This window comes from uncultured Mailhella sp. (assembly GCF_944324995.1).
GTDB lineage: Bacteria > Desulfobacterota > Desulfovibrionia > Desulfovibrionales > Desulfovibrionaceae > Mailhella.
The window spans coordinates 12,733-38,867 of record NZ_CALUYL010000010.1 but is presented as its reverse complement, the minus strand read 5'-3'; the positions used below and the strand labels follow the sequence as shown (position 1 = coordinate 38,867).

The window sequence follows — 26,135 nt, the reverse complement described above, 5'->3', positions numbered from 1 at the left end:
TTTTGTTTCGTCAGTCAAACGCGTCAGGCGTTTTCCTTTCTGACTTCGGAAAACGGCTTGAGCACCGGCGATTCGGCCATGACCTTGCGGGCCGCGCCGTAGAGCCTGTCCAGCGCGCGATCGGCAATCATGCGCTCCTGCATGGCCGTGACGACGCCGGCTTCCCAGATGGTCTTGCGCAGATCTTCGTAATTCTGCCCCGTGCCCTTGGTCATGGAGCGCACGGCCTCTTCCGCTTCCTTGCCGGTCACGCGGATGCCTTCACGCTCGGCGAGCGCCAGAAGGAACGTGTGTCCCTTGGCCTTCTTGCGCGCAAAGGCCAGAGATTCCTCGTGCAGATGAGCAAGCGTCTCCCGAATGGTCTCGTCGTCGGCGTGCTGCTTTCTCAGATAATGTTCCACGTCGCGCTGATGCTCACGGAAAAAGCGCATCACCAGACTTTCCGGCAGCGGGAAATCACGTCCGTTCAGCTGCTCTTCCATGAGCTGACGCTTGCCCTCGCGCTGAATCTGACGCATGTGCGCGGCAAAGGTCTGCTGCCACACTTCGTGCTTCAGCTCGTCGAAGGTCTTGAAGCCGAGCTTCTGCGCCGTCTCGTCGGTGAGCGGAGGCAGTACTTCCTTCTGAATGCGCCGCAGCACCACGTCGAGCTGCACTTCGCGTCCGCGCATCACGGGATCAGGATAATTTTCCGGGCACGTCATCACGCCGTGCCCTTCCTCGCCCACGTTCAGGGCCCGAACGATGGGATCCATCTCCGGCACCTTGCCGTCGGGCTGCACGGGCAGAAGCTGCATGCGGAAATTGCTCGCCGTCATGCCCGGCAGCGCCTTGCCGTCCACGCTGCCGACCACGTCCACGGTCAACAGGTCATGATCCTGCGGTTTGCGGTCGGTAATGTCCACATACGTGGCCACGCGGCGCAGCGCCTGATCCAGCATGGCGTTCAGCGCGTCTTCCGAAGGCGCGGGATCGGGCACCACCACGGAGAGCTTCTCAAGATCCGGCAGATCCACCTCGGGCAGAATGTCGAACGACGAGGAATACGAAAAGCTTTCCCCGTCCTTCGCCGGCTGGCCGTGGTACTGCGAAGGACAAAGCGGACGAATGCCCTCCTTTTTAAGAATATCCATCATGGTGTCGTCCGCCAGAATCTCCGTGGCGTCGGCGGCCACGCGGGAGGCAAAACGACTCTTGAGCACGTTCACCGGAATCTTGCCCACGCGGAAGCCCGGAAGATTCATGCCCTTGCCTATGGCCTTCGCCGCGCGATCAAAGGCCTTTTTCACCTCGTCGGCGCTGCAGGTCACCGAAAGTTTCACCGACGTGGGAGACGTTTTCTCTACGTTGTATTCCATGAAAAGCTCCTTCTGGCTCTAGGGACGAAACACCTTTTTCATCAGTTCGTTCAACGCGCGCTCCTCCAGCATGGCGGCGCGCAGCTCAAACAGTTCCCCGGTACGGACAAGACTGCGGCGGTATCCGGCCGTATCCATGTTCTTCCTGGCCGCACGCGCGGCAAGCACTCTTTCAAATTCGTCACCGGCAATCTTCACGCCTTCGCGCTCCGCCCAGAGAAGCAGCAGCGCCCGGGCCCGCGCCTTTCCGCGCGCCTGACGCTCCGCCTCGTCCTTCATGACCTCCAGCGTTTCCTTCAGCTTTTCCGAAGACTCGAACTTCCGCTGCAGATACTGCCGGGAACGCCGCATCGCTTCGCGTCGGCACTGATGCACCAGCGCTTCCGGCGCATCGAAGCCCTCCCAGCTCTCCAGCCGGGCCTGAAGCGCGCGTCTGCCTTCCGAAAATTTGTGCAGCCTGTCCATCTCCAGCGCCCGCGCATGGGCGGACGCCGTGAGCGCACGGGCGTCACGAAAGCCCAGAGACCGGGCGACATCGTCCGTCAGCGGCGGCAGCGTTTCCCGCTCAATGCCGCGCAGCGTCACGACAAGCTCGATGGCCCTGCCGCGCATGGACGGATCAGGATAATTGTCCGGGCACGGCGTGGAACCGGAACCCGTTTCCCCGATGCTCAGTCCGCGCACGATGGGATCGAGATCCGGCGTCTTTTCTCCCGGCCTTGCCGGCATGAGACGCATGCGGCAGGTTCCCGTATGCATGCCGGGCACCGTTTCGCCGTCCATCTTTCCCGTCACCTCGACTTCCACGACGTCGCCGTCCTGCGGACGTCCCTCCGTCACGGACGTCTTCTCCGCCGCGCGGCCGAGAATCTCCCGCACAAACAGCGATTCCTGCACGGGATCGGCCTGGGGCTCCTCTTCCTTTATATGAACGGACGAAAGATCCGGCACATCCCTGTTCTCCAGCACGCAGCATTCCATGCGGAAACAAAAATCGCGTCCGCGCACGGCGTTGCCGCCCTCGTACACCAGACCGGCCGCAGGCGCCAGCGCCTCACGGCGCAGCGCGTCGTCCACGGCCGCTTCGACCAGCGCGTCCGTGGCCGCGTCGGCTATCTGCTGATAAAAACGCTTCTCCACCACTTCCAGCGGAGCCTTGCCGGGTCTGAATCCGGCCATGCGGAAGCTCGCGGCAAAAGGCTGCGCCGCCTTCTTCCACGCCGACAGCACTTCGCCGGCCGGGCAGGTGAACGAAAGGCGACGCAGACCGCCGTCTTCAACTTCCAACTGATATTCCATAATAAAAACCTGAATGATTTCCTGAGATGTTCCTGTGTCGGCCCCAAGCGGCCAGCGTTCCGCCGCCCGAAGCTCGAAAAGCGAAAACGCGCTTCACGCCTGCTGTTCGGAGGGCCCCATGACAAGCTCCACGCATCCGGTTTTCTCCTCCACACGCTCCTCAAGCGTCACAAGCCCGCGCCTGCGGTAAAAGGACACGGCCCTTGCGTTGTCCCGGTACACGCAGAGCGTGAATCCCGGATGCATGCGGGACGCAATGCGGAACATGCGGCTGCCGAGCCCCTTTCCCTGCGCGGACGGCGCAACAAAAAGCGCGGCCAGAAACGTATCCGCAAAGGCCAGAAAGGCGTCGATGCTGCCCGTGGCGTCATCGACATGCAGCACGATCTCGTCGCTCATGGGAAGATAAAGCGTGCGCATGTCTTCGGCCGCAGCCTCCCAGTACGCGCGCGGAATAAAGTCGTGCGCCTCTATGGAAGCTTCCAGCCAAAGACGCACCACGTCTTCCGTATCGTCGTCGCAAAACGGACGTATCATAAGCCCTCCGGGGCCGATATTGTAACATAACCGCAGGAATGGCAAGGCGGCCGCCCGCGCGAAACGCACTTGCGCTCGCCCTCCGCTCGTGTCATGCTGTCGCCACTCGAAAAGCCGCCGCAACGGGCGGAACGTTTCCGACGCGTCCGCCGGCACCCCGAACGCCTGCTCCGCGCCAGCCAGTGGCGCCTTCTTTCGCACGCGTCCGGCAGCTTCGCCTGTTGCGGCCTCTCCACCAACGATTTGCAGAGGTATCCTATGAATATTGTCTCTTCCGGGGCCGCCGCCCTTCTGCTTGCTCTTTCCTGCGCCGTCACCCCCGCCTTCGCCATGCCCGGCGCCGGAGACGGCGCGGCCGCCCGCGCTTCCGATCCTGCGGAGCGCTTCCGCCAGATGGACGCCGATCACGACGGGAAACTGACCTGGGAAGAACTTTCCGCCGCCCGCCCCAATCTCAGCCGCAACGCCTTCGACATCATCGACGCGGATCGCAACGGCGGCATCAGCCTTGAAGAATGGCAGGCCTTTTCCGCCGGTCACGGCGGATCCGCTTCCATGCCCGACATGAGCAAAATGATGGAAGGCATGCGCGGCGCCGGAGACCGCGCCTCCATGCCCTCCACGGGAACCGGCATGCCCCTCGTCATGCCTCCGGCGCAGAAGGACGCCGGAGCCGCGCATGCCCCCGCCGCAGGCAAGGCCATGCCGCTCATCACTCCTCCCGCCGAGGCCAAGTAACATGAAGGACTCCACCATACTCGTGCATGCCGGGCGCGCGCCCCTTCGCGTGGGCGGCCCCGTGAACATGCCGGTACACCGGGCTTCCACCATCGTGTCGCCCACGCTGGAGGAATTCGACGCCAACGAAGCCGGCGACGCCAAGTTCCGCAACGTCTGCTACGGCGCGCTGGGCACGGAAAACGCCTTTGCTCTGTGCGACGCCGTCAACAGGCTGGAACAGGGCGCAGGCTCCATGGTGACGAGTTCCGGACTTGCCGCCTGCACGCAGTCGCTTCTTGCCTTCGTGGGCGCGGGCGATCACGTGCTCATGCCCGACAGCGTCTATGGACCGCAGCGCATGTTCTGCGACACCATCCTGCGCCGCTACGGCGTGGAAACCACGTTTTACGATCCGCGCGCAGGCTCTGGCATCGACGTGCTCATCAAGGCGAACACCCGCGTCGTCTATACGGAGTCGCCGGGCTCGCTCACCTTTGAAATGCAGGACATTCCCGCCATCGTGGAAGCGGCGCACGCGCACGGCGCGGTGGTCATCATGGACAACACCTGGGCCGGGCCGCTCTATTTCAAGCCGCTCAGCATCGGGGTGGACATCTGCGTGGAGGCGGCCACCAAGTTCATTGCCGGACATTCCGATCTGGTGATGGGCGTCATCACGGCCCGCACGGAAGAACTGTACCGCCGCATGCGCGCCTTCTGCGTGCAGATGGGCGAAATTGCCTCCCCCGACGACTGCTACATGGCCCTGCGCGGTCTGCGCACCATGAAGGTGCGCATGGAAACCCAGTTTGCGCAGGCGCTGGAACTGGCCCGCTGGCTGCAAAAACGCCCGGAAGTTCTGCAGGTGCTCTATCCGCCGCTGGAAGACGATCCCGGACACGCGCTGTGGGCCCGCGACTTCACGGGCGGCGGCTCGCTCTTTTCCGTGGCGCTGCCGAAAATGGACCGCAAGGCCGTGGCCGCCATGCTCGACGGGTACAGGATGTTCAGCATAGGCGCAAGCTGGGGCGGCTATGACAGCCTGGTGGAACACTGCCATCCCCAGCGCACGGCGCTCAACCGCATCGCCCCCGTGTGGAACGAGGACAACTGCACGCTTGTGCGCTACGCCGTAGGCCTGGAAGACGTGGAAGATCTGAAGGCCGACCTGGACGAAGGCTTTGCCCGCCTGCGCGCCGCGCTTGCCTGACGCGTCCGTGCAGACAGAGGATTGTTCTGCGCCGCCGAGTGCGGAACAAAATCGCGGAAATGCGTTTTTCGTCCATTGACAAAGTCAAGAACCGTTCCTATTTTTACCCAAAACCACTTTTCTGGAGAGTTCTATGATCAATCTTTCCGATGGTGCCCGTCAGGAACTTGAGGCGTTCTTCGCCGACAAGCCCAAGGCCGGCATCCGCGTTTACCTGGCCCCCGGCGGCTGAAGCGGCCCCCGTCTCGCCCTGGCTCTGGATGAGCCTACCGACAACGACAAGGCCTTTGAAGTCAACGGATTCACGTTCTGTCTGGAAAACTCGCTGCTTGAACGCATCGGCGGCGTAAAAATCGACGTAAGCTACATGGGCTTCATCGTCGAACCTGAAATTCCGCTTCAGGGCGGGAGCAGCTGCGGATCCTGCGGCAGCTCCTGCGGCAGTCACTGATCACCGTCCGCTTCGAGGTTTCGGGGAGCATGGCTCCCCATATAAACCACCCTTACCCAACGGAGCATCCCAGTGTTTACTCTCACCGAAAGCGCCCGCACCGAACTTGACGCCTTCTTCGCCGACAAGGAAAAATCTGCCATTCGTCTGTATCTCGCCCCCGGCGGATGCAGCGGTCCCCGCATCGGCCTGGCTCTCGACGAGCCCAACGAACAGGATTTCGTCACCGAGCAGGACGGCTACACCTTCTGTGCCACGAAGGAACTGTGGGCCACGATTGGCGGAGCCAAAATCGACGCCAGTCCCATGGGCTTCCTCGTCACGCCCGAGATTCCCCTGCCCAACATGGGCGGAGGCTGCGGCTGCTCCAGCTGCGGTACCGGCACCTGTGGCGGCGGCTGCCACCACTAATCCCCAGCAACGTCCCGGGAAAAACGCCGGAACAGATCGTTTCATGAAACGATCAGGGAGCGGAACCATCGACCGGAACCGAGCGTGAAAACAACGCTCGAAACTTTGCCGATACTCTTCCCGGGTGAACATTCAGGCCGCCGTGCGCGTTGTGCATGGCGGCCTTTTTTCAAACACGATTCCGAAGACGGCGCTTTTCCGACAGCGCGTGCCGACAGAAGCGCAACAAAGACGCTCGGAAACGGCTTCAGGCAAACCGATGCCCTGAGCCTTTTCCCTTCAGCGGAAAACAAGGATGGACACCATGCATGCGTTCTGGAAAATCACCCCGGGCGGCAATCCCACCATTCTTCTGCGGGCCGAAGACGTTCCGCCTGAAAAACGGGCCGCGGTGGCCAATGCCGTCATGGACGTACAGCATCTCGGCGCGGAACAGGTGGGCTACGTGCGCTTTGAAGGAACGCCGAGACTGGATATGATGGGCGGAGAATTCTGCCTCAACGCCACGCGCTCCTTTGCCGTGCTTCTTGCGGAAAAAGGCCTTCTTGCCCACGACGAAGACGGCATGTTCGGCAACGTGGAAGTATCCGGCGTGCCGGACGAAGTGTCCGTGCGCGTCTCGTTCCCGGAACACGCTCTTCCCTTTGCCGAAGCCTGTCTGCACCTGCCGTCGCTCCCCGAGCCCGAACGGATGGACGACGCAACGCTCATCCGCGTGCCCGGCATCGCCCACATCATCCAGACAGGGGCCATGCCTTCTCCCGAAGAGCTCCCGGCATTCTGCGAGCATCAGCGCAAGATATGCCATGTGGCCGACGAAGACGCCGTGGGCCATCTCTGGCTCAAATGCGAACAGAATCTCTTTGAAGAGCAGGAAGCCGAGCTTTTTCCGGTGGTCTGGGTGCGCGCCACAGGCTCGCTCTGCCGTGAAAGCGCCTGCGGCTCCGGCACGCTGGCCTCGGCCATCGCGTTTCACGCCCTGCACGGCACGCTGCGCTGCCGCATCGTTCAGCCTTCCGGCTGCACGCTTTCCGTGCGTCTGGAACACCGCCCCGGCGGATGGGACGTCTGGGTGGGCGGCCCGGTGCGCATGACCGCCCGCGGCGAAACCGACCTCACCGGCATTCTTTGAACAACGCTTTTTGCAGAAGGCGACAAGGAGAATTCCCTCCCGCAGGGCGTTCTCCTTTTTTCATGCCCAGACTTTCCCCCGCCCCTTCACAGACAATCCTCCCAAACATCACGGCCACTGCAATACCGTCGTCCGCCGAAGGCAGCCGAAGAACCTCCCCCCCCTCGATTCCCGCGCCGTTCAACACTTTGTAACAGTTGCCCCGGCTCTTTTCCCTTGCCAACGCTCGCAGGATGATTAGAGTTAACAGCATGGTGTTCAACACTTCATCCAGACGAGGGTTCTTTTCATGAACTGCCCCAACTGCCACGCCAACATTCCCGACGACAGCAAATCCTGCCCCAACTGCGGCCAGCCCATCATCCGCACCCGTGAAATCGTGGATGCCGAGATCGTGGACGATGCCCGCAGCGAACAGCCGCACGGCGGCTTTCATCAGCGCGTGGTGTTCATGCAGTCCAACGGCAGCCAGCTTCTGCCCTCCTGCCAGATGGGCATCATCACGCTGGCGCTGGCCTTTGCCATGGGCCTGAAATTCGGCCTGCTGGCCTGCATAGGCTTTCTGGTCTTTGCCGGCATCGCCCGGGTCATCACGTTTGCCGTCAACATCCAGCTGGCCATGATGGGACGCTCCATCAATCCGCTTATTCTGCAGATCGTCTCCTGGTTCTGCTGCTGGTCGCTGGTGGCCTGGCTGGCGTCCTAGCTGCCGACGTCCGGCCGTCCATTCCGCGGCATCTTCGGCCACGCGCCTTCTCCACATCACGGAACACCCCGTCATTCCGAGCTCTTTTTCCCGAGGCGTCAGACTTCTCCGTGCGGCAAAGAGCGCTTTCGTCTCATCCTTCGGGGTGTCGTCTCGTGGCTGCCCTTTTTGCGCTTCAACAACGACTCCCATCCCTTTTTCTCTGCGCCCGCTCGCCTTCCTCAGAAACGCCACGGCCTCCGATCGCCGTCAGTTTCACCTGCCGCCAGGCCTCTTCCCCTTCCTCAGCTCCGGCCGCAACGATCGTCCTCCGCCGCACCCGGGGCCGGTCAACGGCTTTTCTTTCCGCCGCGCTTCTGCTATCAGCCCTGCCATGAACACTGCTACTCTTCATTCCCCCGGCGACGCAACCTGCCTTTTCCTCGACCTCGACGGCACACTCACCGATCCCTCGGAAGGCATCACCCGCGGCGTCATGTACGCTCTGGAGCGCTTCGGCATTCACGAAGACGATCCGAAAAAGCTCTACCCCTTCATCGGGCCGCCGCTCTACGACTCCTTCATGCGCTTCTACGGCTTTGATCGAAGAGGCGCGGATAAGGCCATCGCTTATTTTCAGGAATACTACGCCGACAAGGGCATGTACGAAAACATTCCCTATCCCGGCGTCAGCCGTCTGCTGCACCTCTGGCGCGACGAAGGACGCAGGCTCGTGCTGGCCACCTCCAAGCCGGAAGTCTTTGCCGTGCGCATTCTGGAGCGCTTCGGCATGGCCGACGCCTTCACCTTCATTGCCGGCGGCGACGTGGCGGAAACCCGCGTGGAAAAAAAGCTGGTCATCGCCTACGCCATGAAAAAGCTAGGCATGACCGATGTTGAACACTGCCTGATGATCGGCGACAGAAAATTCGACGTTCTGGGCGCGGCAGCCCACGGCATTCCTGCGCTCGGCGTGCTCTACGGATTCGGCACGGCAGAGGAACTGACCGAAGCCGGAGCCCGCTGGCTGGCAAAGGACGTGGACGAACTTGCCCGTCTGCTTGCAAAAAAATCGGTCTGAATGACCGTCATGCTGAAAGCCTCGGAAACGGGGCTTTTTTTTTGACCGCACACATTCGCCATGCGCCCCCCTGTTCCCGCGTCGCGTACGCTCCGCCCTGCGCGCCTTTTGGGCCTTCCCTGCCAAAACGCCGCAGGCTCCGCACGCCGCTTTCCCGCCTCCCGGCTCAGCCTCATCCCTCGCCGGACGCCTCCGCCCTTTCGGTTCCACCAGCGAGCGCGAGTTTCAGCGCCACGGCCCGCGCGTACCGCCCCCCCCTGTTTCGCCTCTTGCCGCCGGACAATCTTCGGCGTTTAAACGACGAAGGCGACGGCACAACCATGCCGCCGCCCGTCCTGTTCAAACAAATCGTCGATTATTTTTCAATGGTTTCCATGGTCAGGTGCGTATTGGTGAACACGCAGATGTCCGCCGCGATGGCCATGGATTCCTTCACGATTTCCGCAGGCGTCATGGACGTGTGACGCAACAGCGCACGCGCCGCGGAAAGCGCGTACGGACCGCCGGAGCCGATGGCCGCAACGCCGTCATCGGGCTCGATGACGTCGCCCGTGCCGGTGAGAATAAGCGTTCTGTCGGCGTCGGCCACCAGAAGCAGCGCTTCCAGCTTGCGGAGAAACTTGTCCTGACGCCAGTCCTTGGCCATTTCCACGGCGGCGCGCAGAAGATTGCCGCCCGATTCCTCCAGCTTGGCTTCAAAACGCTCGAACAGCGTGAACGCGTCGGCCGTGGCTCCGGCAAAGCCCGCCACCACCTGTCCGCGGTACAGACGACGCACCTTTCTGGCCGTGTGCTTCATGACCATGCTCTGCCCCATGGTCACCTGTCCGTCGCCTCCGATGGCCACGCCGTGCTCATTACGTACAGCCAGAATGGTCGTTCCTCTCAGTTCCATCGCAATCTCCTGCCCTATCGGGCTTCTTTCATGATTTTGGCGCGTTCCGCGGCCTTGCTCTCATAATCCTTGACGGCCTTCTTTTCTTCCGGCGTGCGGGCCGTCGATTTGGCCTTTTCCAGCCAGTTGTCGGCCTTGCGCTGATCGTTGCCGTAAAGCGAAGCATACGCCAGATGCAGATATCCCTCGCTCAGCTTGCCGACCGCGCCGAGAGAACGACCGTAATAGGTATGCACTTCGCTGTCCTCCGGCACGTGACGCAGCACGTCGCGGTAACGCTGCTGCGCTCCCGCTCTGTCGCCGCTGTCGTCGAGAATCCGGGCATAGAAAAAAAGCCCGTAGAAATCGCCGGGATACAGCCGAAGCGCCTTTTCCAGATATTTCCGGGCGCGGCTTATGTCCCCGCCCTTGGTGTACTCAAAAATGCCGGCTTCGCGCAGAATGAGCGCGTCGTTCGGCGCAAGCGCAAGCGCCGCGTTGAAAAAGCCTTCCGCATCCTTCACGCGGTTCTGCCTTGCCGCAAGCATGCCCTTGCCCATCAGGCTGACGGGATCCTTGTCCCCGCCCTTGGCAAAAATCTGCTCCGCATGGGCCGCGTCGCCGTGCCGGGCCCAGAGCAGCGCCTGCACGCGGCGGAACCTGGCGTCGTCTTCCCTGCGGTTCTTGAGAGAGGCGGGCATGCTCTGCAAATCGGCCCGCAGTCTGGCAAGACGCAGATTCAGATCGGGATGCGTGGAAAGATACGTGGGCACCGCGGAACCGCCGCCCCAGTCCTGCGACTTCAGCACTTCAAAGGCTCCGCCGAGCCCCTTCGGATTGTATCCGGCGTCCACCAGATACTTGATGCCGAAACGGTCGGCATCGTCTTCGTCCAAGCGGCTGTAGTTCAGCATGGCCGCACCGCCCGCAGCCATGCTTCCCATCATGGCCGCGCCGCCCGCGCTTCCGCCGCCGGCAAGACCGGCCGCCACGCCCGCCACCACGCCGAGAAGCGAGGTCAGGGAAATCACCCTTCCCCGCTCCATGCGTCCAGCAATGTGGCGCTGCGTGACGTGGGCTATTTCGTGGGAAAGCACCCCGGCAAGTTCGGATTCGTGCCTCAGGTGCATGATGAGCCCCGAAAACACGAACACAAAACCGCCGGGAGCGGCAAAGGCGTTCAGCGAATTGTGCAGCACGACATTGGTCGGAAACTTGTACGGCTGCGGAGGCAGCGTTTTGACTATGCGGTCAACAACGCTCTGCACGTAGTCATGCACCACCGGGTCTTCAATGATGGGCATGGTCGATTTGACCAGCACCTCGAATTCCCGGCCCATCTTCATCTCATCCTGAAGCGTGAAGTCTCCAAAAAGCGCCGCATCCGCCCGCATCGGCGCAAACAGAACGCCGACCATGCAAACTGCGGCCATCACGGAACGTAGTCGCATTCCTGTTTTCCCGGCCTTCCGGCCTGTCAGGCGATATCCCACACCGCGCCCGAGGGCGTATCGCGCACTTCGACGCCCATGGCCGCAAGCGCGTCGCGGGTGGCGTCGGATCTGGCAAAATCCTTGGCGGCGCGGGCTTCGGCGCGTTCCGCCATCAGTTCCACAACCTTGTTCACGTCAATGCCGAGGCGCTCCGCGCGGGTATTGCGCAGCTCCTCCAGAAACGCCGTCGGCTCTGCGCCGAACACGCCGAGCACATCGGACCACACGCCGGCAAGCTCAATGAAGCTGCCCAGAAGATCCCGTATGCCTTCCTTGTTGCGCAGGCCCTTGTCTTCGAGAATGCGGTTCATCAGACGAATCATGCCGAACACATGGCCGAGAGCTCCGGCCGTGTTCAGATCGTCGTCCATGGCGTCGAAAAAGCCCTTCTTCAGCATGTCGAACTCATCCTGCACGGAAGCGGGAGTCTCGCCCTTCTTCCACGATTCGCGCTGCATCCAGGCGCGGGCGTCGCGCAGGCATTCATACACGCGCTTGAGCGCGCGCTCGGCGTCGTCCAGCCCCTCGAAGCTGAAGTCGATGGGGCTGCGATAATGCTTGCCCAGCAGGAAAAAGCGCAGCGTCTCGGGCTGGCGATGTTCCAGAATATCGCGAATCGTCTTGAAGTTGTTCAACGATTTCGACATCTTTTCGGAATTGATCTGCACAAAGCCGTTGTGAACCCAGAAACGCGCAAGTTCCTTGCCCGTGGAAGCTTCGCTCTGCGCAATTTCGTTTTCATGATGCGGGAAAATAAGATCCTGACCGCCGCCGTGAATGTCGAGCGGCAGATCCAGCGTTTTTTCGCTCATGGCGGAGCATTCCAGATGCCAGCCGGGACGTCCCTTGCCCCACGGGCTTTCCCAGAACGGTTCGCCGGGCTTGGCGGCCTTCCAGAGCGCGAAGTCCAGCGGATCCTCCTTCTCCTCGCCGATGGCGATGCGGGCCCCGGAGCGCAGTTCGTCCACGTCCCTGCCGGAAAGCTTGCCGTATCCGGGGAAGGAACGCACGCGGAAATACACGTCGCCCGAGGGCACGGCGTAGGCATGGCCGCCATCGATGAGCTTCTGAATCAGATTCTGCATCTCGCCGATGTATTCGGTGGCGCGCGGTTCAATGTCGGCGCGGCGCACGTTGAGGCGATCCATGTCCTCATGGAAGGCGGCAATGTAGGTTTCGGCAATTTCCGCGCTGGTCTTGCCTTCGCGGTTGGCGCGGGCAATGATTTTGTCGTCCACGTCGGTAAAGTTGCGCACGAAGGTCACGTCGTAGCCGAGATAGCGCAGATAGCGATTCAGCACATCGAACACCACCGCGGAACGGGCATGGCCGATATGGCTGAGATCATAGGCCGTAATGCCGCAGGCATACATGCCCACCCTGCCGGCCTGGCGGGGCTCGAAGTTCTCCTTGCGGCGAGTCATGGAATTATACAACTGCATGGGTTTCTCCCGTGTTGCGGACTGTGGTTGACGCGCCCGAAATCTGCGCCCGGGCGCTGTCGGCGACGCGCTCCGACTCGCGGAGCAAAAGCCGTACCTGTATTAAATAAATCTTCATCCGGTCCCGTCCAGAGCGCGGACGGAGCGGGATGAACGAAAATGAATCTTTTTTTCTTCCGGGCGGTGCAAACGCGCTTCCGGGATCGGCGCAACCGCTTCCGTCTGCCGGAACCGCCGGGGCCTGCGCCGCAGAAACGGCGGGTGTTCTGCCCGGCAATATATTCCCGGAACATGCCGGACATCCGCTCAAGACCTGAGCTTTCGCCAAGGCATAAACATTCGCCCCAGAAGCAGGAGCGTCCGGCCAAAGCCTCGAAAGGCTCTCCGGCGTTTCCCTCGGGCAGAGAATGGAAGACGCCGGAAGCTCTCGCTTCTGCGCGGCCCCAAAGGAGCGAGCCCTTTTCGGCAACCCCGCATTTTTCCCAAAATACCCGCACCGCGCCGGGAAAGGCAAAAAACGGATGGAAATGCCGAAGCACTTCCATCCGTACGGATTACTTTGCCGCGCGTTCGATGCGCTTCAGGCTTTCTTCCCTGCCGAGGGCCGCCATGACGTCATGCACGGACGGGCCGCCGGCCAGGCCGGTGAGCGCGGAGCGCAGGGGCGGGCCTACCTGCTTGAACTTGAGGCCGCCCTTTTCCACGTATTCATGGAGCAGCTTGTCCAGCGCCTCGCCGTTGAATTCGGGCATGGCGGCAATCATGTCGTGCAGCACGGTGAGCTGATGCTTGCCGTCTTCGTTCAGGGCCTTCATGGCCTTGTCTTCGATCACCAGCTCTTCGGCCGGCTTGAAGTAGATGGTCAGGGCCTGGGCCAGCGCCGCGAGATCGGAAGCGCGCTCGATGTACATGGGCAGAAGCGCTTCAATCTTCTCCACGGGCTCGTCGTAGCCCAGCTTTTCAAGGAACGGACGCACCATGGCGGCCAGCTGGGGAAGCGGCGTGTTGCGCATGTAGTGCGCGTTGAGCCACTTCAGCTTTTCCGGATCAAAGGCCGCGGGAGAGCTGTTCAGGTTGTTGCCGTCGAACAGTTCCACAAGTTCCTTGAGGGAGAAGATTTCCTGATCGCCGTGGGACCAGCCGAGGCGCACCAGATAGTTCACCAGCGCCTGAGGCAGCAGACCGTCCTGCTCGTATTCGATGACCGCGCGGGCGCCGTGACGCTTGGACAGCTTCTGATGGTCGGGGCCGCAGATCATGGGCACGTGGCCGAAGGTGGGAACCTCGAAGCCGAGCGCGTTGTACAGAAGAATCTGCTTGGGCGTGTTGGAAACGTGGTCGTCGCCGCGCAGCACGTGCGTCACGCCCATGTCGTGGTCGTCCACCACCACGGCGAGGTTGTAGGTGGGCATGCCGTCGGTGCGGCGCAGCACCATGTCGTCGAGTTCGGAAACGTCCACGGAAATGGTGCCCTTCACCATGTCGTTGAACACGATGCGGCCTTCGTCCGGCACGCGCAGGCGCACCACCCGGCCGGGTCCGGCGGTCAGGCCGCGGTCGCGGCACTTGCCGTTGTAGCGGGGCTTTTCGCCTCTGGCACGGGCCACTTCGCGCATGGCTTCCACTTCTTCGGGCGTGCAGTCGCACCAGTAGGCGTGACCGGTTTCGAGCAGCTTGTCTATGTAGGCGTTGTAAATGTCAAGACGCTTGCTCTGATAGGTGAGATCGCCGTCCCAATCCAGGCCGAGCCACTTCATGGAGGCAAGAATGGAATCGGTATATTCCTGTTTGGAACGCGTCGCGTCGGTATCCTCAATGCGCAGGCGGAACTCGCCGCCGTAATGGCGGGCAAGCAGCCAGCAGAAAATGGCGGTCCGGCCGCCGCCGATATGCAGATGACCGGTGGGGCTGGGAGCAAATCTCGTAACGACTTTCATGATGCTCATCCGAAAAGATCAGAAGGTTATGTAAAAGGAAGCCAAAAAACAGCAATCATCGCCGCTTCCGTTGGCGCAGTTGATACTACTCCGCATCCGCAGCTATGACAAGCCGACTTTTCTTCAAAAAGCCCACGGGGTTATAGGTTTCCTTCGCCTGACGCAGACCGGGCTCGTCCATATCCTGCTCCCGGTTTATGAGGGAAACGCCCTGCGCGGAACGGCTCGCGAAGGCCTGATTGATGGCCTGATAGACGCCCTTGAGCTCCGCCTGCACCTTTTCAAAGTGAACGACCATCATGTCGCCCACCTTCTCGCCCACGGCAAACGCGCCTATCCTGTCTTCCACGTAGAGCGCTCCGCCGACAAGCCCCGGCAGACGGTTCCAGTTGCCCACCACGCGGAAAATGGCGTCGTTCTCGGCCTGAAGCGAAGGACTGTTTTCACAGTCGCGCCACCTGCACCACTCTTCCTGCAGACGCAGCACGTGTTCGATGCCGTCGGGATTGGAAGCGTCGCCGAGCGCGCGATAGTCCTCGCCGTAGCGGCGGCGATAGCCGTTGACGTGCGTCTTCTTCTTGTGGAACTTCGCCCCGGGCAGTTCCGCCAGTTCGTCGCGATTGTAGAGGTATTCCCACTGACCGCGATCCTCCACGGCCCTCGTCCGGGCTCCGAGCCTGTCGCTCAGCACGCCGACAAGCTGTTCCGGCACGCGGAAAAGTTCCACGCCGGCGCGAATTTCCGGCTGCGCGGCCCAGTCGGCGGCCTGCCAGTCGCCCACAGGGGCCCAGTAGCGAAAATCGGGCCTGGTCTGACAGATCCAGCAGAGCCCGTCGCGGAAGGAGAGTCCCAGCCCGAAATATTCCGCCCAGCCCCAGAGATTGGTAAAGGTCAGATCGGCCGTAGGCTGCGGCGTCAGGTCAAAATAACGACGATAGTCGTCGTACAGATCAAGCGTTACCGGAACAAAACCGGAAGGAAGGTTCATGCCTTCTCCTTATGTTTGGATTGGGAAAAATGCGCGTTCATGGAAAAACGCGCCCAGTCCTTGCAGAAAAACACCCACACCATGACCGAGGTCTGGATGGACATGGACAAAAACATGGCCATGTACACCCCGTAGGCGTCATGAAACACGATGTGGGACAGGCCCCATCCGAAAGGCAGACGGATGAGCCAGATGCCGGCGGTGTTGACCACCAGCGGATACACCGTGGCCCCCGCGCCGTTCATGACGCCGTGCAGCACCATGCCCGACACCGTGAAGGGAACCACCAGCACGTTGAAGAACAGATAGTTGATAATCTGCGTGCGCACGGCGGCCTCGGACGAAAAAAACGCCGCAAGATCGGGAATGAAGGGCCACATGCAGGCCGCCACGGAGCTCATGGAGATGCCGGAGATCAAAAACAGCACGATGCCGATGTGCTTTGCCCCCTGCCTGTCGCCCGCGCCGAGGGCGTTGCCCACGAGAATGGACGCCGTGACCATGAAGGCGTTGGCGGGCATGTACAGCAGCGACTCGATGCGGTTGCCTGCGGTGAGACCGGCGAGGGCCTCCACGCCGTCGGGCAGCGAAGCCGTGATGCCGTACATGACAAGATAGCCCATGTGCCAGAGCAGACTGTTGCCGCAGGCCGGAACGGCCACCCGAAAAAGATACGGAGCGCCGAGCCTGAGCCAGCGCAGGGGCGGCAGCGCATGATGCACGATGAGTCCGCCCTTTTTCAGAAAAATCAGGGTGAGCACGGCCGCCAGCGTATTGGCGCTGAAGGTGGCCCACGCTATGCCCGCCATGCCGAAGGCCGGAAAGCCCAGCCATCCGAGGCCGAAGCACAGATCGCCGAACACGTTGAGCAGGCAGGTGGCCGCAGCCACGATAAGCGGCGCAATGACCTGCCTTGCCGCGCGAAACAGCGTTCCGCCCACCTGCATGACGTAGAAGGAAGGAAGCCCGGCCAGCATGACGCCCACCATGTACTCCGTCGCGGGCCTGAGAGAGTCGGGCGTCTGCAGGAGCGCGAGCACCGTGCCGCGAAACGCGCCGGTCAGAAGAGCGAGCAGCACGGCGACCGCCACGCAGCTGCACAGCACCAGCCCCACATAATTCTGCGCCCGCCGCCAGTGGCCCGCGCCCATGGACTGACTGACCGCGGCCATGCCTCCCGCGCCGAGCGCCCAGCCGAACACCATGAGAAAGACCTGAATCTGAAAGGCCAGTCCCACGGCGGCCTGCACGTCGGAAGAGATGCGTCCGGCGGCCCAGATGTCGGTAAGGTTCACGATGATGCTGCAAAGAAGCATCATCATCTGAGGCCAGACAAGTCCCCAGATAGTGCGGAACGGCACATCGCGCAGCCACTCGCCGGATCGGACGGCGGAACAAAAACGGAACAATGCGGACATGGACAGAAGATAACGGAATTTTTTCTGCTGACAAGAGGGCGATTGCCCGCTGCGGCAGAGGTGTTGAAGAAAGACAGGCCTGCGCTTTTCGCTTCCTGCGGAATAATGCATGCCGGGCAACCGATGCGGGAGACTCTGAGCAGAAGACGGCGCATCCCCCCGTTTTCCCTGCGGCGCGCTCGAAGAAAAGGATGCCGGACGGCCTCCGCCTTCAACAGGCGCGGCCCCGCAGGCCCCGGAGCCCCGCCCGGCGCACACTCCGGGCCCGATGCTGCGCACACTCCGGGGGCCCCGACCAGATGCGGCAGAGAAAGCACCACGCCGACCAAGGCCCGACGTCTGCCTCTGCGCATTCTCACGTCGTGACGCGCTGTGCCGCTCGCATGAGGGACGCTGCTCCAGGCTCATGATTCATGATGAACCACGTTCATGAACAGCGACGACCCGCGAGCCTCCACGCGGCCTTCGCGCAAACCGGCATCCGTCCCGGGCGCTCCTGTCGGATCGCCGCCGCAGCGCCCGACGAGCGTTGCACCGCTGCGAAAAGGCGCAGCCCTTTTCCCGAACCCGTGCGGACAAAAAAGCCGGGAACGACTTCTCCCGTGGAGGAGAAACATTCGTTCCCGGCCGACAGTCCGGCAGAGAACTGCCGGACGCAAAGCAGCTTAGTCCAGCACCAGTGTAGAGGTCAGATCCTCCAGCGTTTCCCGGCGGCGGATGAGACGGGCCTTGCCGTCCGCGCCGATGAGCACTTCCGCCGGACGCATGCGCTGATTGTAGGTGGAAGCCATGACCCAGCCGTAGGCGCCGGCGTCGAGCATGGCGATGACGTCGCCCTGCCTGATGAGCGGCAGCTGACGATCCTTGGCGAGAATGTCGCCGGATTCGCAGATGTTGCCCACAATGGTCTGCTCCACGTTTTCCGTGTCGGGCGCACCGTTTTCACGATAGATTTCCACATCGTGGAAGGCGTCGTACAGCATGGGACGCGCGAGCACGGTGAAGCCGATGTCGGTGCCGGCAAAAAGATGCGGGCCGTTGTTCTTGGTGGCGTGAACGGTGCCGAGCACCACGCCGCATTCGGCCACCACGTAACGGCCGGGTTCGATGAAGAAGCGGCCCTGATAGCCCGTGGACTCGGCCCATGCCGAGAGGCAGCCGTGAATGGCTTCGGAAAGCGCCTTCATGTCCATGCGGCTCTGCCCTTCATACTTGTGGTAGGGCATGCCGAGGCCGCCGCCGAAGTCGATGATTTCCAGAGGATAGCCGAGCTTGAGCAGCTTTTCCGCCATGGAAAGCAGAATCTTCATGGCGTCGATGTAGGGATCGGCCTCCATGAACAGGGAACCGATGTGCTGATTCACGCCCACGAGACGAAGTTCGTGACGGGCCACGATGTCCTGCACCTGAGGCAGCATGTCGGGATCAACACCGAACTTGGTTTTCTTGCCGCCGGTCACCACCTTTTCGCTGTGACCCGCGCCGATGCCGGGATTGAAGCGCACCATCACGCGTCCGCCGGGGCAGACTTCGCCGAAAAGTTCCAGCTGAGCGAGGGAATCCACGCTCACCACGCAGCCGTGATCGGCGGCATTCTTGAGTTCCTCGGCGCTCACGTTGTTGCACACATAGGTGATTTCCTCGGGCGTGAAGCCGGCAAGCGCGTTGATGTGCAGCTCGCCGGGACTCATGGCGTCCACCACGCAGCCCTCGGAACGAATGATGCGAAGAAGCGCAGGATTGGTGTTAGCCTTGGCGGAATAGTTCACGCGAAAGCCCGGGAGCGAGGAAAGGCCGAGAAGATCGCGGCAGCGCTCGCGCAGTATGTTTTCGTTGTAAACATACAGGGGGGAACCGAAGCGGGAGACCAGTTCACGGGGGTCTTCCTGCCCATAAAAATTAACACTGTCCGTATAGGTGGATCGTACGTTTGCCATTTTCTCTTTTGTACCTGTGTAAGGAGAATATCCGGAAATCCGGCCGCGGCATGGAACGGCAAACCATGACCCTGGCCTGAAACACAAAAAAACGGCCGCCGCGCAGATACGCGCGACCGTCGCGCGCCGGGGAAAAGTCGCCCTTTCCCCGGCTCCAAAATGAAACGACCCTGCCGACGACACGACAGGGAACGCGATGTTACTTCCTATATTTGTCGAGAGCAGCGTCCAGGCGGGTCTTGCCGTCCAGCTTCTGCTTCTTGAGGGTCTTCACTTCCTGCTGCTCGCTGGGAGTAAGGTAGCTCTTGCCTTCAAACTTGGCGAGCTGCTTTTCATACAGCATATGTTCTTCCCAGAGAGCCTTCAGTTCAGGATCAGTATCGCCGTACTGTTCCACAATCTTGAGATCACGTTCTTCCATGGCACAGACTCCATTGTGTTGGGGTGGCAGGAATAAGCCGGCAGACCGGCCTCCTCTTAATTCATACGCCGGCCAGACGCTGTCCGAGCTGGAGCAGGGACTGCACGACCACGCCGTTCAGCAGTTGCAGGGCGACCAGCGCCACAATCGGCGAAAGGTCTATCCCGCTGATCATCACGAAGGGGAACGTCTTGCGGATGCGGTAGAATACCGGCTCCGTCAGCGCCCTCAGCGTGCGGACTATCGCATTATACGGATCGGGCTTCACCCACGAGAGAAAAGCCGCCACGATAATGACGAAAATATAAAGATTGATGACCAGGCTCAGAAGCCCGGCAACAGTCGTCACAAGATTCGCAAAGACAAACATGGCGCCTCCATGGAAAGTCCTGTATTCAGAGTGTTGCCTGATTGGCTTCCGGATGCAAGCAAAAAAATGAATTTTCCGGTCACAAATTTCATTCGCAGACGCAGCGCAGACGCTTCACGCCTTCCTTGAACATGACGTCCATCTTGTCAGGGGGAAGCAGCTCGACCACGGCCCCCGTGCCGAACACGGGATGATCCACCAGCGTGTTCACGGCGAAGGTGCCGTTCATGCTGTAGGGCACGGGCGTGGCCGCTCTTCCGGCCACCAGGCTGGTCCAGCGGTGTTCATTTTCTTCGGCGCGGCGGGCAAGCTGCTGCTGTTCGCGGCTGGGACGCGGCGCGGCGGCGCGCTTTTCCGCGCGCACGGTGGCGTCCACGGCTTCCGCCCGGTTGTGTCCGGCCTTCACGCGCACGGTCTTTTCCACCTTCGGACGGGCCTGGGCTTCCGGCGCGACATACTTATGCACACTGCCGCAGGCGCGGCATTCCACCTTGACCGGCATGCCGTCGAGGCATGCCATGACGACGTGGCCAGTAATATCCTTGCAGCGCGAGCAGCGCGCCTCGATAATCTGACCTGTGACAAAGGAACTCATGAAACGAAAAACTCCAAATGGATTTTCAGTGCGGGCAGACCCGCACCCAACATAGTATTCTGAGGGTCCGAAGACCCGCGACCGCATGGCGGTCGAAATATTCTCTACCGGGCCGAGCCCGCAGAGTCCGCACGCATGGCGGCTATTTCCTCTCGTATGACGCGGGCTGCGGCCACGGCGGCCTGATGCTCGCTCTGCGCCTCCCAGTCCTGCACGCGCTTCTCAAGCGCCTCAAGGCGCGCCTCAACGTCGTTTCCTTCGGCTCCGTCCTCTTCCTGCTCCGCCGGGGAAGGCAGACGGGCGTCCAGCATGCGGCTGACCATTTCTTCCATGTTGAGCCGCACCGACGCGTCTTCCAGAAACATGGAACCCACATGAGCGATCTGCTGGCTCAGGGATTCCAGATTTTCGCCGAGCTCCGCATTGGCTTTTTCCAGGGCCGCAATTCTTTCTTCCAGGCGCTGAATCTCGGCACGAGAGTCTTCTTCCGCGGCCGCAGGGCTCTCGACGCGGCCGCCCTGCACTTCGGCTTCGGCCTGCGCTTCGGCGTTGTCAGCGTCGGAAATGGCCGGTTGCGCCTCATCTTCCGATTCCGGCAGATCCGCCGACATCTCCGCCTGCGCGCTCTGCTCCGCATGCTCCGAATCCGCTTCCGCCGCGTCTTTGTTTTCCGAAACGACGTCGTCCTCATCGAGAAGCACGATCTCGTCGTCTTCCGGATTCTTCTCAGCGTCCGCCGAACCGGCTTCAGCGTCTCCGCTCCTGCGTGCGTCGGCGGCGAAAACGCCTTCCCCCGCCTGCTCCGCGTTGTTCTCCGGGGCGGAATCTCCCACGATATCCAAAAGTTCAATGACCTCTTCAGACTGTTCAGGAGAAAACTTTTCTTCTTCCATGTTCCCCTCTTGGCGGTAACTGAAAAATGCGGGTCACAGATATACAACTAAAGGCGGGACTTCCGCAAGGCCAAAAAAAGCCCCCTTCCGGGGGCAATACAAGGCCAGACAAGACTGACCACGGCTTGCCCCGCCCCTGCAAGGCGGGGCAAAACCGGGAAAGAAAACTACTTCTGCTTGGGATGGCAGGCGGAGCCGGCGCAGGCGGTAAGCGCTTCCTTCTTTTCAGGACGGGTCTTCACAACCTGCGTGTGGCAGCCGAGGCAGGAGTCGGCCACATGGCCCTTGCCGTAAATTTCGCGGTCATGCACGATCTTGAAGTAGCTGCGTTCCGCCTGCTTGTCTTCAGGATTGTGGCAACCGGCAGTGCCGCACTTGAACTTGGGAGTCGTACCGGCAACCTTGTGATGGCAGACGGCGCACTGCTGTTCCGTATCGACAGCCAGCGGGGGGAAGTGGGCGGGCATGCTGGTATGGCAGGCCGTGCAGTCCTGGGTAGTATGGATATTGTGATCGAAATAAACGGGCTTCTCGGTCAGATCCATCTTAATGGGCCCGGCAGGGATATGTGCGAACTGCGCGGCGCCGGCCGGCAGAGCCAAAGCGGCGACTATCAGAGCGGCGGAGCCGAACGTCAGCAGCTTTTTCATAGGGTGACCTCCTCCTGGTCTTTACACGAAACCAAAGCTCACGCTGCAGAGGCATAAGCAGAATTACGTTACTGCCAAAACAGAAATAATGTCAAGAGAAGCCGCTCAAACAACGGCTCTCTTTCCGGCGACAACCAATGATTATCTTTCGGTTCCGCCCGGCGGCGTCCGGTCTGCGGGTGAAGGGATGTTTCCCCAGGATCAACCCGGATTCCGGACTCTGCAAGCCTGAAAAGACACGCAGCGCGACCTTGCCCTGCAAGCATACGCTTTTGCGCGCCAAAAAGCAAAAGGGCCGGAACGAGAATTTCGTTCCGGCCCGAAGCTTACTTGTTCGTCTTGGCCAGGAGCGGCGAATTGTACATCTTCACCTTGGCCTGCGAGCCGAGCTGGGTCAGATAGACCTGATACACCAGATTCGCCCGGTCGTTCGTCATGCGGGCCTGCATGTCCTGCGCGGCGGCCTTCCATTCATCTTCCGAAGGAGCCTCGATGGCGGACACGCGCGCCAGCACGGCGCCGTCCTGCACGCGATACGGGTCGTTGAGCCACGCGTCGGAAACCTGCGGCACGGCGAAGGCGGCCTGCGCAAGCGCCGGATCGGCAATGAGATCGGCGATGTTGCCGTCGCGGCCGAAGGGTTCGGAAGTCTTGATTTCCGCGCCTTCGGCGGGCTTGCCGTTCTGGAAGGCGGCACGGGCCTTGCGGGCGTCGTCCATGGCCATTTCCGCGGCCTTCTGACGGGTGAGGAATTCCACGATGAGGGGACGCACTTCTTCCAGAGGCTTCACGCTCTGCGGCTTGCTTTCCAGCACCTTCACCACCAGGAGCGCGTTGCCGGACGGCACGGCGGAATCCAGCACCGTACCCGACGCGGCGGCAAGAATGGTCTGCACGTCGGAATCGCGGATGTCGAGCTTCTGGCCCAGTTCCTCGGCGGAAATGAGTCCGGTGCTTTCGGCCTTCACGGCCGCCACGGACGCGGCCCTGGCGGCTTCGTCCATGCTCTTGCCGGCCAGCGCCTGCGCCAGAACGACGTCGGCCTTCTCTTCCAGACCGCGGCCGGCGGCTTCGGTGGCGAGCTGGGTGCGCAGGCTGTCCTTCACTTCGTCGAAGCTGTGGGTCACGGCGGGCTTGTGCTCTTCCTTCTTAATAAGATGGAAGCCGAACTGCGTGCGCACGGGGGCGGACACTTCGCCGTCCTTCAGGGCAAACGCGGCCTTGGAGAACTCGGGCACCATCTGACCGGCGGTGAACCAGCCGAGATCGCCGCCCTGCTCCGCCGTGCCGTCCTGACCGCTCCTGGCCACTTCGGCGAAGTCCTCGCCGCCGCGGATGCGGGCCTCAAGCGCCTTGATCTGCTCTTCGGCCTTCTTCACGTCGGCTTCGGGAGCGTTCGCGGGCACGCGCACGAGAATGTGACGGGCATGAATCTTTTCTTCTTCCGTAAACTGGTTCTTGCGGGCGTCGTAGGCGGCGCGAAGATCAGCGTCGGAAATGGAGGCGGGATCGCCCATGACGGCGGGATCGAGGCGGATGAACTCCACGTTCACGCTCGGCGGCACCGTGAAGTTCGCGCTCTGCGCCTCGTAGGTCTTGGCGACTTCTTCGTCGGAAGGCGCGGCCTTGTCCATGTGCGCCGAGGCCGGGAACAGAATGTAGTCCACGCGGCGGCGTTCGGCGGCGTAGTCGAAGATGGCCTTCACCGCGGAAGGATCCACGTAGGCGCCCGCCGTCACCAGGCGCTGAAGCTTGGCCGGAAGCATGGACTTCGCCTGATCCGTTTCAAACTGGCGGGGCGTGATGTGGTTCTTGCTCAGCACTTCGCGGTAGGTGTCGGCGTCGAATTTGCCGTCCTTCTGGAAGAAGGGAAGCTGTTCGAGCGCGGCGCGCAGCTCGTAGGGGCTGATGGTCAGACCGGCGCGTTCGGCCTCGTCCTCAATGAGCTTTTCCTGCATGAGGGACTGCAGCACGCGCTGTTCGAGCTGGAAGCTTTCCAGCATTTCCGACGTGACGTTCGGAATGGAACGGCGCACGTTGTCTTCCATCATGGCGTAGGCGCGCTGAAACTCCACCTCGGTGATGTTCCGGCCGTTGACGGAAGCCACCAGTCCCTTGGGACCGGAGTAGGATCCGATGCCCCAGAACACAAAGACCACAATGATGATGCCGAAAGCCAGCTTTACGCCCCACGACTGGGCATTGGCTCTGATGCCGTCCAGCATGACGACTCCTTGCTTATTGTTGTATTGATGTTACGCAGCCGCGGACGGCCCGATATGATTCCCGTTATCCGGCGCGGCGGGCGCGCACGGCGTTGAGCAGGCCGCCGACCTTGAGCACGGCCCATTCCTTGTCGGAAAGGTCGTTGCGGACGCGCACGTCGCCCACGCCTTCCACCTTGAGCACGGCTTCTCCGCCGGCGGTCATGGAAGAAGCGTCGAGCGTAACGCCGTTGCCGAGCGCCATGCGGTCGTAGTCGGCGCCGTCCACGAAAATGAGCGGAAGGATGCCGAAGTTGATGAGATTGGCGCGATGAATGCGGGCAAAGGACTTGGCCAGCACGGCGCGCACGCCGAGATGACGCGGGGCCAGCGCCGCATGTTCGCGGCTGGAGCCCTGTCCGTAGTTTTCCCCGGCCACGATGACGCCGGCCCTGCCCGCGGCCTTCACGCCGTCCTGACGGGCCACGAAGCCTTCGTCGGTGCGGCTGAACACATAGCGGGAAATGGCAGGAACGTTGGAGCGCAGCGCGGTGATTTCCGCGCCCGCGGGCATGATGTGGTCGGTGGTGATGCCGTCGCCCACCTTGAGGGTGACTTCGCCGGAAAGTTCCGCGGGAAGCGCTTCAAAGGTTTCGAGCGCCACGATGTTGGGTCCGCGCAGAATTTCCACCTTCGCGCGTTCTTCTTCCGTGGCGGCGGGGAACAGGAAATGATGACGGCCGTCCGGCACGCGGGCGGGGAAATCGGGATGCGCGGGAGCTTCTCCCCAGGTGGCGGGATCGGTGAAGCAGCCGTGGATGGCGCACTGCGCCGCCGTGACCGGGCTCACCAGATACACCTGCGCGTCGCGGGTGCCGCTGCGGCCTTCAAAGTTGCGGTTGAAGGTGCGCACCGAAACGCCGCCGGACACGGGCGAGCTGCCCATGCCTATGCACGGACCGCAGGCGCATTCCAGCAGTCTCACGCCGCTTTCCAGAAGCGAGGCGAGCGAGCCTTCTTCCGTGAGCATGGCCAGCACCTGACGCGAGCCGGGAGCCATGCAGGTATCCGTTTCGGGGCAGACGCGGCGTCCGCGCAGGGTTTCGGCCACCAGATGCAGATCGGCGTAGGAAGAGTTCGTGCAGGAGCCCATGGCCACCTGATCCACGTGCAGCCCGGCCAGTTCCGCCACGGGAACCACGTTGTCGGGCATGTGCGGACGCGCCGCCAGAGGCACGATGGAGGAAAGATCCACTTCCATTTCCTCGTCGTACTGCGAGCCCTCGTCGGCATAGAGAGGTTCCCAGTCCTGCTCGCGGCCCATCTGACGGAGAAATTCGCGGGTGCGCTCGTCGGAGGGGAACAGGGAGCCCGTGGCTCCGAGTTCCGCGCCCATGTTGGTGATGGTGGCGCGTTCCGGCACGGAAAGCGTGCTCACGCCGGGGCCGCAGTATTCAAAAATGCGACCCACGCCGCCCTTCACGCTCAGGCGGGAGAGCATGTGCAAAATGACGTCCTTGGCCTGCGCCCAGCCGGTGAGACGGCCGGTAAGCCACACCTTCACCACCTTGGGCATGGGAATGCTGTAGGGTTCTCCGGCCATGGCGAGCGCCACGGAAAGACCGCCCGCGCCCATGGCGAGGCAGCCCATGCCGCCGGCGTTGGGAGTGTGGCTGTCGGAACCGAGAAGAACGCGTCCGGGACGGGCGAAGTTTTCCAGATGCAGCTGATGGCAGATGCCGGAGCCGGGAGCGGAATACACCGCGCCGAAATGCTGCGCAGACGTGCGCAGGAAGCGGTGGTCGTCAGGATTGCGGAACCCCATCTGCAGGGTATTGTGATCCACGTAGCTCACCGAAAGTTCGGTGCGGACGGAAGGCAGGCCGAGGGCTTCGAACTGAAGCCAGGCCATGGTGCCGGTGGCGTCCTGGGTGAGCGTCTGATCCACGCGAAGGCCGATCTCCTTTCCGGGAACCATGTCCCCTTCCACGAGGTGGGCGCTGATGATCTTGTGAGCAATATTCATGGC

24 protein-coding genes are annotated in these 26,135 nt (G+C 61.9%); 7 read left to right on the top strand and 17 right to left on the bottom strand.

Annotated features, from left to right (window positions below; translation table 11 throughout):
- Nucleotides 1-23: 23 nt before the first annotated feature.
- The 3 genes from tig to Q0K02_RS05845 form a co-directional block, all read right to left on the bottom strand.
- The gene (gene tig / locus Q0K02_RS05855; protein ID WP_294485978.1) at nucleotides 24-1,358 is read right to left on the bottom strand and encodes a trigger factor; all 1,335 of its coding nucleotides are present in this window, start codon (nucleotides 1,356-1,358) and stop codon (nucleotides 24-26) included.
- An 18-nt stretch (nucleotides 1,359-1,376) separates the two neighbouring features.
- The gene (locus Q0K02_RS05850; RefSeq protein WP_294485977.1) at nucleotides 1,377-2,657 is read right to left on the bottom strand and encodes a trigger factor; all 1,281 of its coding nucleotides are present in this window, start codon (nucleotides 2,655-2,657) and stop codon (nucleotides 1,377-1,379) included.
- A 93-nt stretch (nucleotides 2,658-2,750) separates the two neighbouring features.
- Nucleotides 2,751-3,194: a GNAT family N-acetyltransferase gene (locus Q0K02_RS05845; RefSeq protein ID WP_294485974.1), complete on the bottom strand. Its 444-nt coding sequence runs from the start codon at nucleotides 3,192-3,194 to the stop codon at nucleotides 2,751-2,753.
- A gap of 258 nt (nucleotides 3,195-3,452) precedes the next feature.
- Between Q0K02_RS05845 and Q0K02_RS05840 the strand changes: the two genes are divergently transcribed.
- The 7 genes from Q0K02_RS05840 to Q0K02_RS05810 all read left to right on the top strand — a co-directional run bounded on the left by Q0K02_RS05840 (nucleotide 3,453) and on the right by Q0K02_RS05810 (nucleotide 8,884).
- Entirely contained in the window at nucleotides 3,453-3,932 is a 480-nt protein-coding gene (locus tag Q0K02_RS05840) for an EF-hand domain-containing protein (protein ID WP_294485971.1), read from the top strand.
- Between the two features lies 1 nt (nucleotide 3,933).
- Entirely contained in the window at nucleotides 3,934-5,124 is a 1,191-nt protein-coding gene (metC, locus tag Q0K02_RS05835) for a cystathionine beta-lyase (RefSeq protein ID WP_294485968.1), read from the top strand.
- Nucleotides 5,125-5,257: 133 nt separating this feature from the next.
- On the top strand, nucleotides 5,258-5,575 hold the full coding sequence (locus tag Q0K02_RS05830; protein WP_294485966.1) for an IscA/HesB family protein: 318 nt from the start codon (nucleotides 5,258-5,260) through the stop codon (nucleotides 5,573-5,575).
- 72 nt (nucleotides 5,576-5,647) lie between these two features.
- Nucleotides 5,648-5,986 (top strand): IscA/HesB family protein, encoded by a 339-nt coding sequence (locus Q0K02_RS05825; RefSeq protein ID WP_294485963.1) that lies wholly within the window; start codon nucleotides 5,648-5,650, stop codon nucleotides 5,984-5,986.
- A gap of 295 nt (nucleotides 5,987-6,281) precedes the next feature.
- Nucleotides 6,282-7,118 carry a hypothetical protein gene (locus Q0K02_RS05820; RefSeq protein ID WP_294485961.1) on the top strand — a complete coding sequence of 279 codons (837 nt, stop codon included), beginning with the start codon at nucleotides 6,282-6,284 and terminating at the stop codon, nucleotides 7,116-7,118.
- Between the two features lie 289 nt (nucleotides 7,119-7,407).
- Entirely contained in the window at nucleotides 7,408-7,824 is a 417-nt protein-coding gene (locus Q0K02_RS05815; RefSeq protein WP_294485959.1) for a zinc ribbon domain-containing protein, read from the top strand.
- 373 nt (nucleotides 7,825-8,197) lie between these two features.
- A complete protein-coding gene (locus Q0K02_RS05810; protein ID WP_294485956.1) occupies nucleotides 8,198-8,884 on the top strand; it encodes an HAD hydrolase-like protein in 687 nt (228 codons plus the stop codon).
- 355 nt (nucleotides 8,885-9,239) lie between these two features.
- On the opposite strand, the gene hslV is transcribed toward Q0K02_RS05810, so the two are convergent.
- From hslV to Q0K02_RS05740, 14 genes are all read right to left on the bottom strand, one after another.
- Nucleotides 9,240-9,779: an ATP-dependent protease subunit HslV gene (gene hslV, locus Q0K02_RS05805; RefSeq protein WP_294485953.1), complete on the bottom strand. Its 540-nt coding sequence runs from the start codon at nucleotides 9,777-9,779 to the stop codon at nucleotides 9,240-9,242.
- A gap of 14 nt (nucleotides 9,780-9,793) precedes the next feature.
- The gene (locus Q0K02_RS05800) at nucleotides 9,794-11,209 is read right to left on the bottom strand and encodes a M48 family metallopeptidase (protein WP_294485950.1); all 1,416 of its coding nucleotides are present in this window, start codon (nucleotides 11,207-11,209) and stop codon (nucleotides 9,794-9,796) included.
- Between the two features lie 26 nt (nucleotides 11,210-11,235).
- Nucleotides 11,236-12,693, bottom strand: a complete 1,458-nt coding sequence (cysS, locus tag Q0K02_RS05795; RefSeq protein ID WP_294485947.1) for a cysteine--tRNA ligase — start codon at nucleotides 12,691-12,693, stop codon at nucleotides 11,236-11,238.
- Nucleotides 12,694-13,247: 554 nt separating this feature from the next.
- Complete coding sequence (gltX, locus tag Q0K02_RS05790; RefSeq protein WP_294486119.1) at nucleotides 13,248-14,633, bottom strand: glutamate--tRNA ligase; 1,386 nt, start codon at nucleotides 14,631-14,633, stop codon at nucleotides 13,248-13,250.
- Between the two features lie 82 nt (nucleotides 14,634-14,715).
- On the bottom strand, nucleotides 14,716-15,618 hold the full coding sequence (locus Q0K02_RS05785) for a phosphatidylglycerol lysyltransferase domain-containing protein (protein ID WP_294485945.1): 903 nt from the start codon (nucleotides 15,616-15,618) through the stop codon (nucleotides 14,716-14,718).
- A complete protein-coding gene (locus Q0K02_RS05780) occupies nucleotides 15,615-16,940 on the bottom strand; it encodes an MATE family efflux transporter (RefSeq protein ID WP_294485942.1) in 1,326 nt (441 codons plus the stop codon). The genes Q0K02_RS05785 and Q0K02_RS05780 overlap by 4 nt, the downstream gene beginning before the upstream one ends.
- Before the next feature lie 761 nt (nucleotides 16,941-17,701).
- Nucleotides 17,702-18,973 carry a diaminopimelate decarboxylase gene (gene lysA, locus Q0K02_RS05775; RefSeq protein WP_294485941.1) on the bottom strand — a complete coding sequence of 424 codons (1,272 nt, stop codon included), beginning with the start codon at nucleotides 18,971-18,973 and terminating at the stop codon, nucleotides 17,702-17,704.
- A gap of 199 nt (nucleotides 18,974-19,172) precedes the next feature.
- Complete coding sequence (locus tag Q0K02_RS05770) at nucleotides 19,173-19,394, bottom strand: DUF465 domain-containing protein (protein ID WP_294485938.1); 222 nt, start codon at nucleotides 19,392-19,394, stop codon at nucleotides 19,173-19,175.
- 61 nt (nucleotides 19,395-19,455) lie between these two features.
- Nucleotides 19,456-19,764, bottom strand: coding sequence for a YggT family protein (locus Q0K02_RS05765; RefSeq protein ID WP_294485935.1), 309 nt, complete (start codon nucleotides 19,762-19,764; stop codon nucleotides 19,456-19,458).
- 88 nt (nucleotides 19,765-19,852) lie between these two features.
- Nucleotides 19,853-20,359 (bottom strand): hypothetical protein, encoded by a 507-nt coding sequence (locus Q0K02_RS05760; protein ID WP_294485932.1) that lies wholly within the window; start codon nucleotides 20,357-20,359, stop codon nucleotides 19,853-19,855.
- A 104-nt stretch (nucleotides 20,360-20,463) separates the two neighbouring features.
- Entirely contained in the window at nucleotides 20,464-21,252 is a 789-nt protein-coding gene (locus tag Q0K02_RS05755) for a hypothetical protein (RefSeq protein ID WP_294485930.1), read from the bottom strand.
- 167 nt (nucleotides 21,253-21,419) lie between these two features.
- The gene (locus Q0K02_RS05750) at nucleotides 21,420-21,902 is read right to left on the bottom strand and encodes a cytochrome c3 family protein (protein WP_294485927.1); all 483 of its coding nucleotides are present in this window, start codon (nucleotides 21,900-21,902) and stop codon (nucleotides 21,420-21,422) included.
- 326 nt (nucleotides 21,903-22,228) lie between these two features.
- A complete protein-coding gene (locus tag Q0K02_RS05745; RefSeq protein WP_294485925.1) occupies nucleotides 22,229-24,127 on the bottom strand; it encodes a SurA N-terminal domain-containing protein in 1,899 nt (632 codons plus the stop codon).
- A 64-nt stretch (nucleotides 24,128-24,191) separates the two neighbouring features.
- The gene (locus Q0K02_RS05740) at nucleotides 24,192-26,132 is read right to left on the bottom strand and encodes an aconitate hydratase (RefSeq protein WP_294485922.1); all 1,941 of its coding nucleotides are present in this window, start codon (nucleotides 26,130-26,132) and stop codon (nucleotides 24,192-24,194) included.
- Between the last annotated feature and the right edge of the window lie 3 nt (nucleotides 26,133-26,135).

Bases quoted from the DNA above. Each gene is read 5' to 3' on its own strand.
- tig (WP_294485978.1), bottom strand. From the start codon at position 1,358: ATGGAATACAACGTAGAGAAAACGTCTCCCACGTCGGTGAAACTTTCG.
- Q0K02_RS05850 (WP_294485977.1), bottom strand. From the start codon at position 2,657: ATGGAATATCAGTTGGAAGTTGAAGACGGCGGTCTGCGTCGCCTTTCG.
- Q0K02_RS05845 (WP_294485974.1), bottom strand. From the start codon at position 3,194: ATGATACGTCCGTTTTGCGACGACGATACGGAAGACGTGGTGCGTCTT.
- Q0K02_RS05840 (WP_294485971.1), top strand. From the start codon at position 3,453: ATGAATATTGTCTCTTCCGGGGCCGCCGCCCTTCTGCTTGCTCTTTCC.
- metC (WP_294485968.1), top strand. From the start codon at position 3,934: ATGAAGGACTCCACCATACTCGTGCATGCCGGGCGCGCGCCCCTTCGC.
- Q0K02_RS05820 (WP_294485961.1), top strand. From the start codon at position 6,282: ATGGACACCATGCATGCGTTCTGGAAAATCACCCCGGGCGGCAATCCC.
- Q0K02_RS05815 (WP_294485959.1), top strand. From the start codon at position 7,408: ATGAACTGCCCCAACTGCCACGCCAACATTCCCGACGACAGCAAATCC.
- Q0K02_RS05810 (WP_294485956.1), top strand. From the start codon at position 8,198: ATGAACACTGCTACTCTTCATTCCCCCGGCGACGCAACCTGCCTTTTC.
- hslV (WP_294485953.1), bottom strand. From the start codon at position 9,779: ATGGAACTGAGAGGAACGACCATTCTGGCTGTACGTAATGAGCACGGC.
- Q0K02_RS05800 (WP_294485950.1), bottom strand. From the start codon at position 11,209: ATGCGACTACGTTCCGTGATGGCCGCAGTTTGCATGGTCGGCGTTCTG.
- cysS (WP_294485947.1), bottom strand. From the start codon at position 12,693: ATGCAGTTGTATAATTCCATGACTCGCCGCAAGGAGAACTTCGAGCCC.
- Q0K02_RS05785 (WP_294485945.1), bottom strand. From the start codon at position 15,618: ATGAACCTTCCTTCCGGTTTTGTTCCGGTAACGCTTGATCTGTACGAC.
- Q0K02_RS05780 (WP_294485942.1), bottom strand. From the start codon at position 16,940: ATGATGATGCTTCTTTGCAGCATCATCGTGAACCTTACCGACATCTGG.
- lysA (WP_294485941.1), bottom strand. From the start codon at position 18,973: ATGGCAAACGTACGATCCACCTATACGGACAGTGTTAATTTTTATGGG.
- Q0K02_RS05770 (WP_294485938.1), bottom strand. From the start codon at position 19,394: ATGGAAGAACGTGATCTCAAGATTGTGGAACAGTACGGCGATACTGAT.
- Q0K02_RS05765 (WP_294485935.1), bottom strand. From the start codon at position 19,764: ATGTTTGTCTTTGCGAATCTTGTGACGACTGTTGCCGGGCTTCTGAGC.
- Q0K02_RS05760 (WP_294485932.1), bottom strand. From the start codon at position 20,359: ATGAGTTCCTTTGTCACAGGTCAGATTATCGAGGCGCGCTGCTCGCGC.
- Q0K02_RS05755 (WP_294485930.1), bottom strand. From the start codon at position 21,252: ATGGAAGAAGAAAAGTTTTCTCCTGAACAGTCTGAAGAGGTCATTGAA.
- Q0K02_RS05750 (WP_294485927.1), bottom strand. From the start codon at position 21,902: ATGAAAAAGCTGCTGACGTTCGGCTCCGCCGCTCTGATAGTCGCCGCT.
- Q0K02_RS05745 (WP_294485925.1), bottom strand. From the start codon at position 24,127: ATGCTGGACGGCATCAGAGCCAATGCCCAGTCGTGGGGCGTAAAGCTG.
- Q0K02_RS05740 (WP_294485922.1), bottom strand. From the start codon at position 26,132: ATGAATATTGCTCACAAGATCATCAGCGCCCACCTCGTGGAAGGGGAC.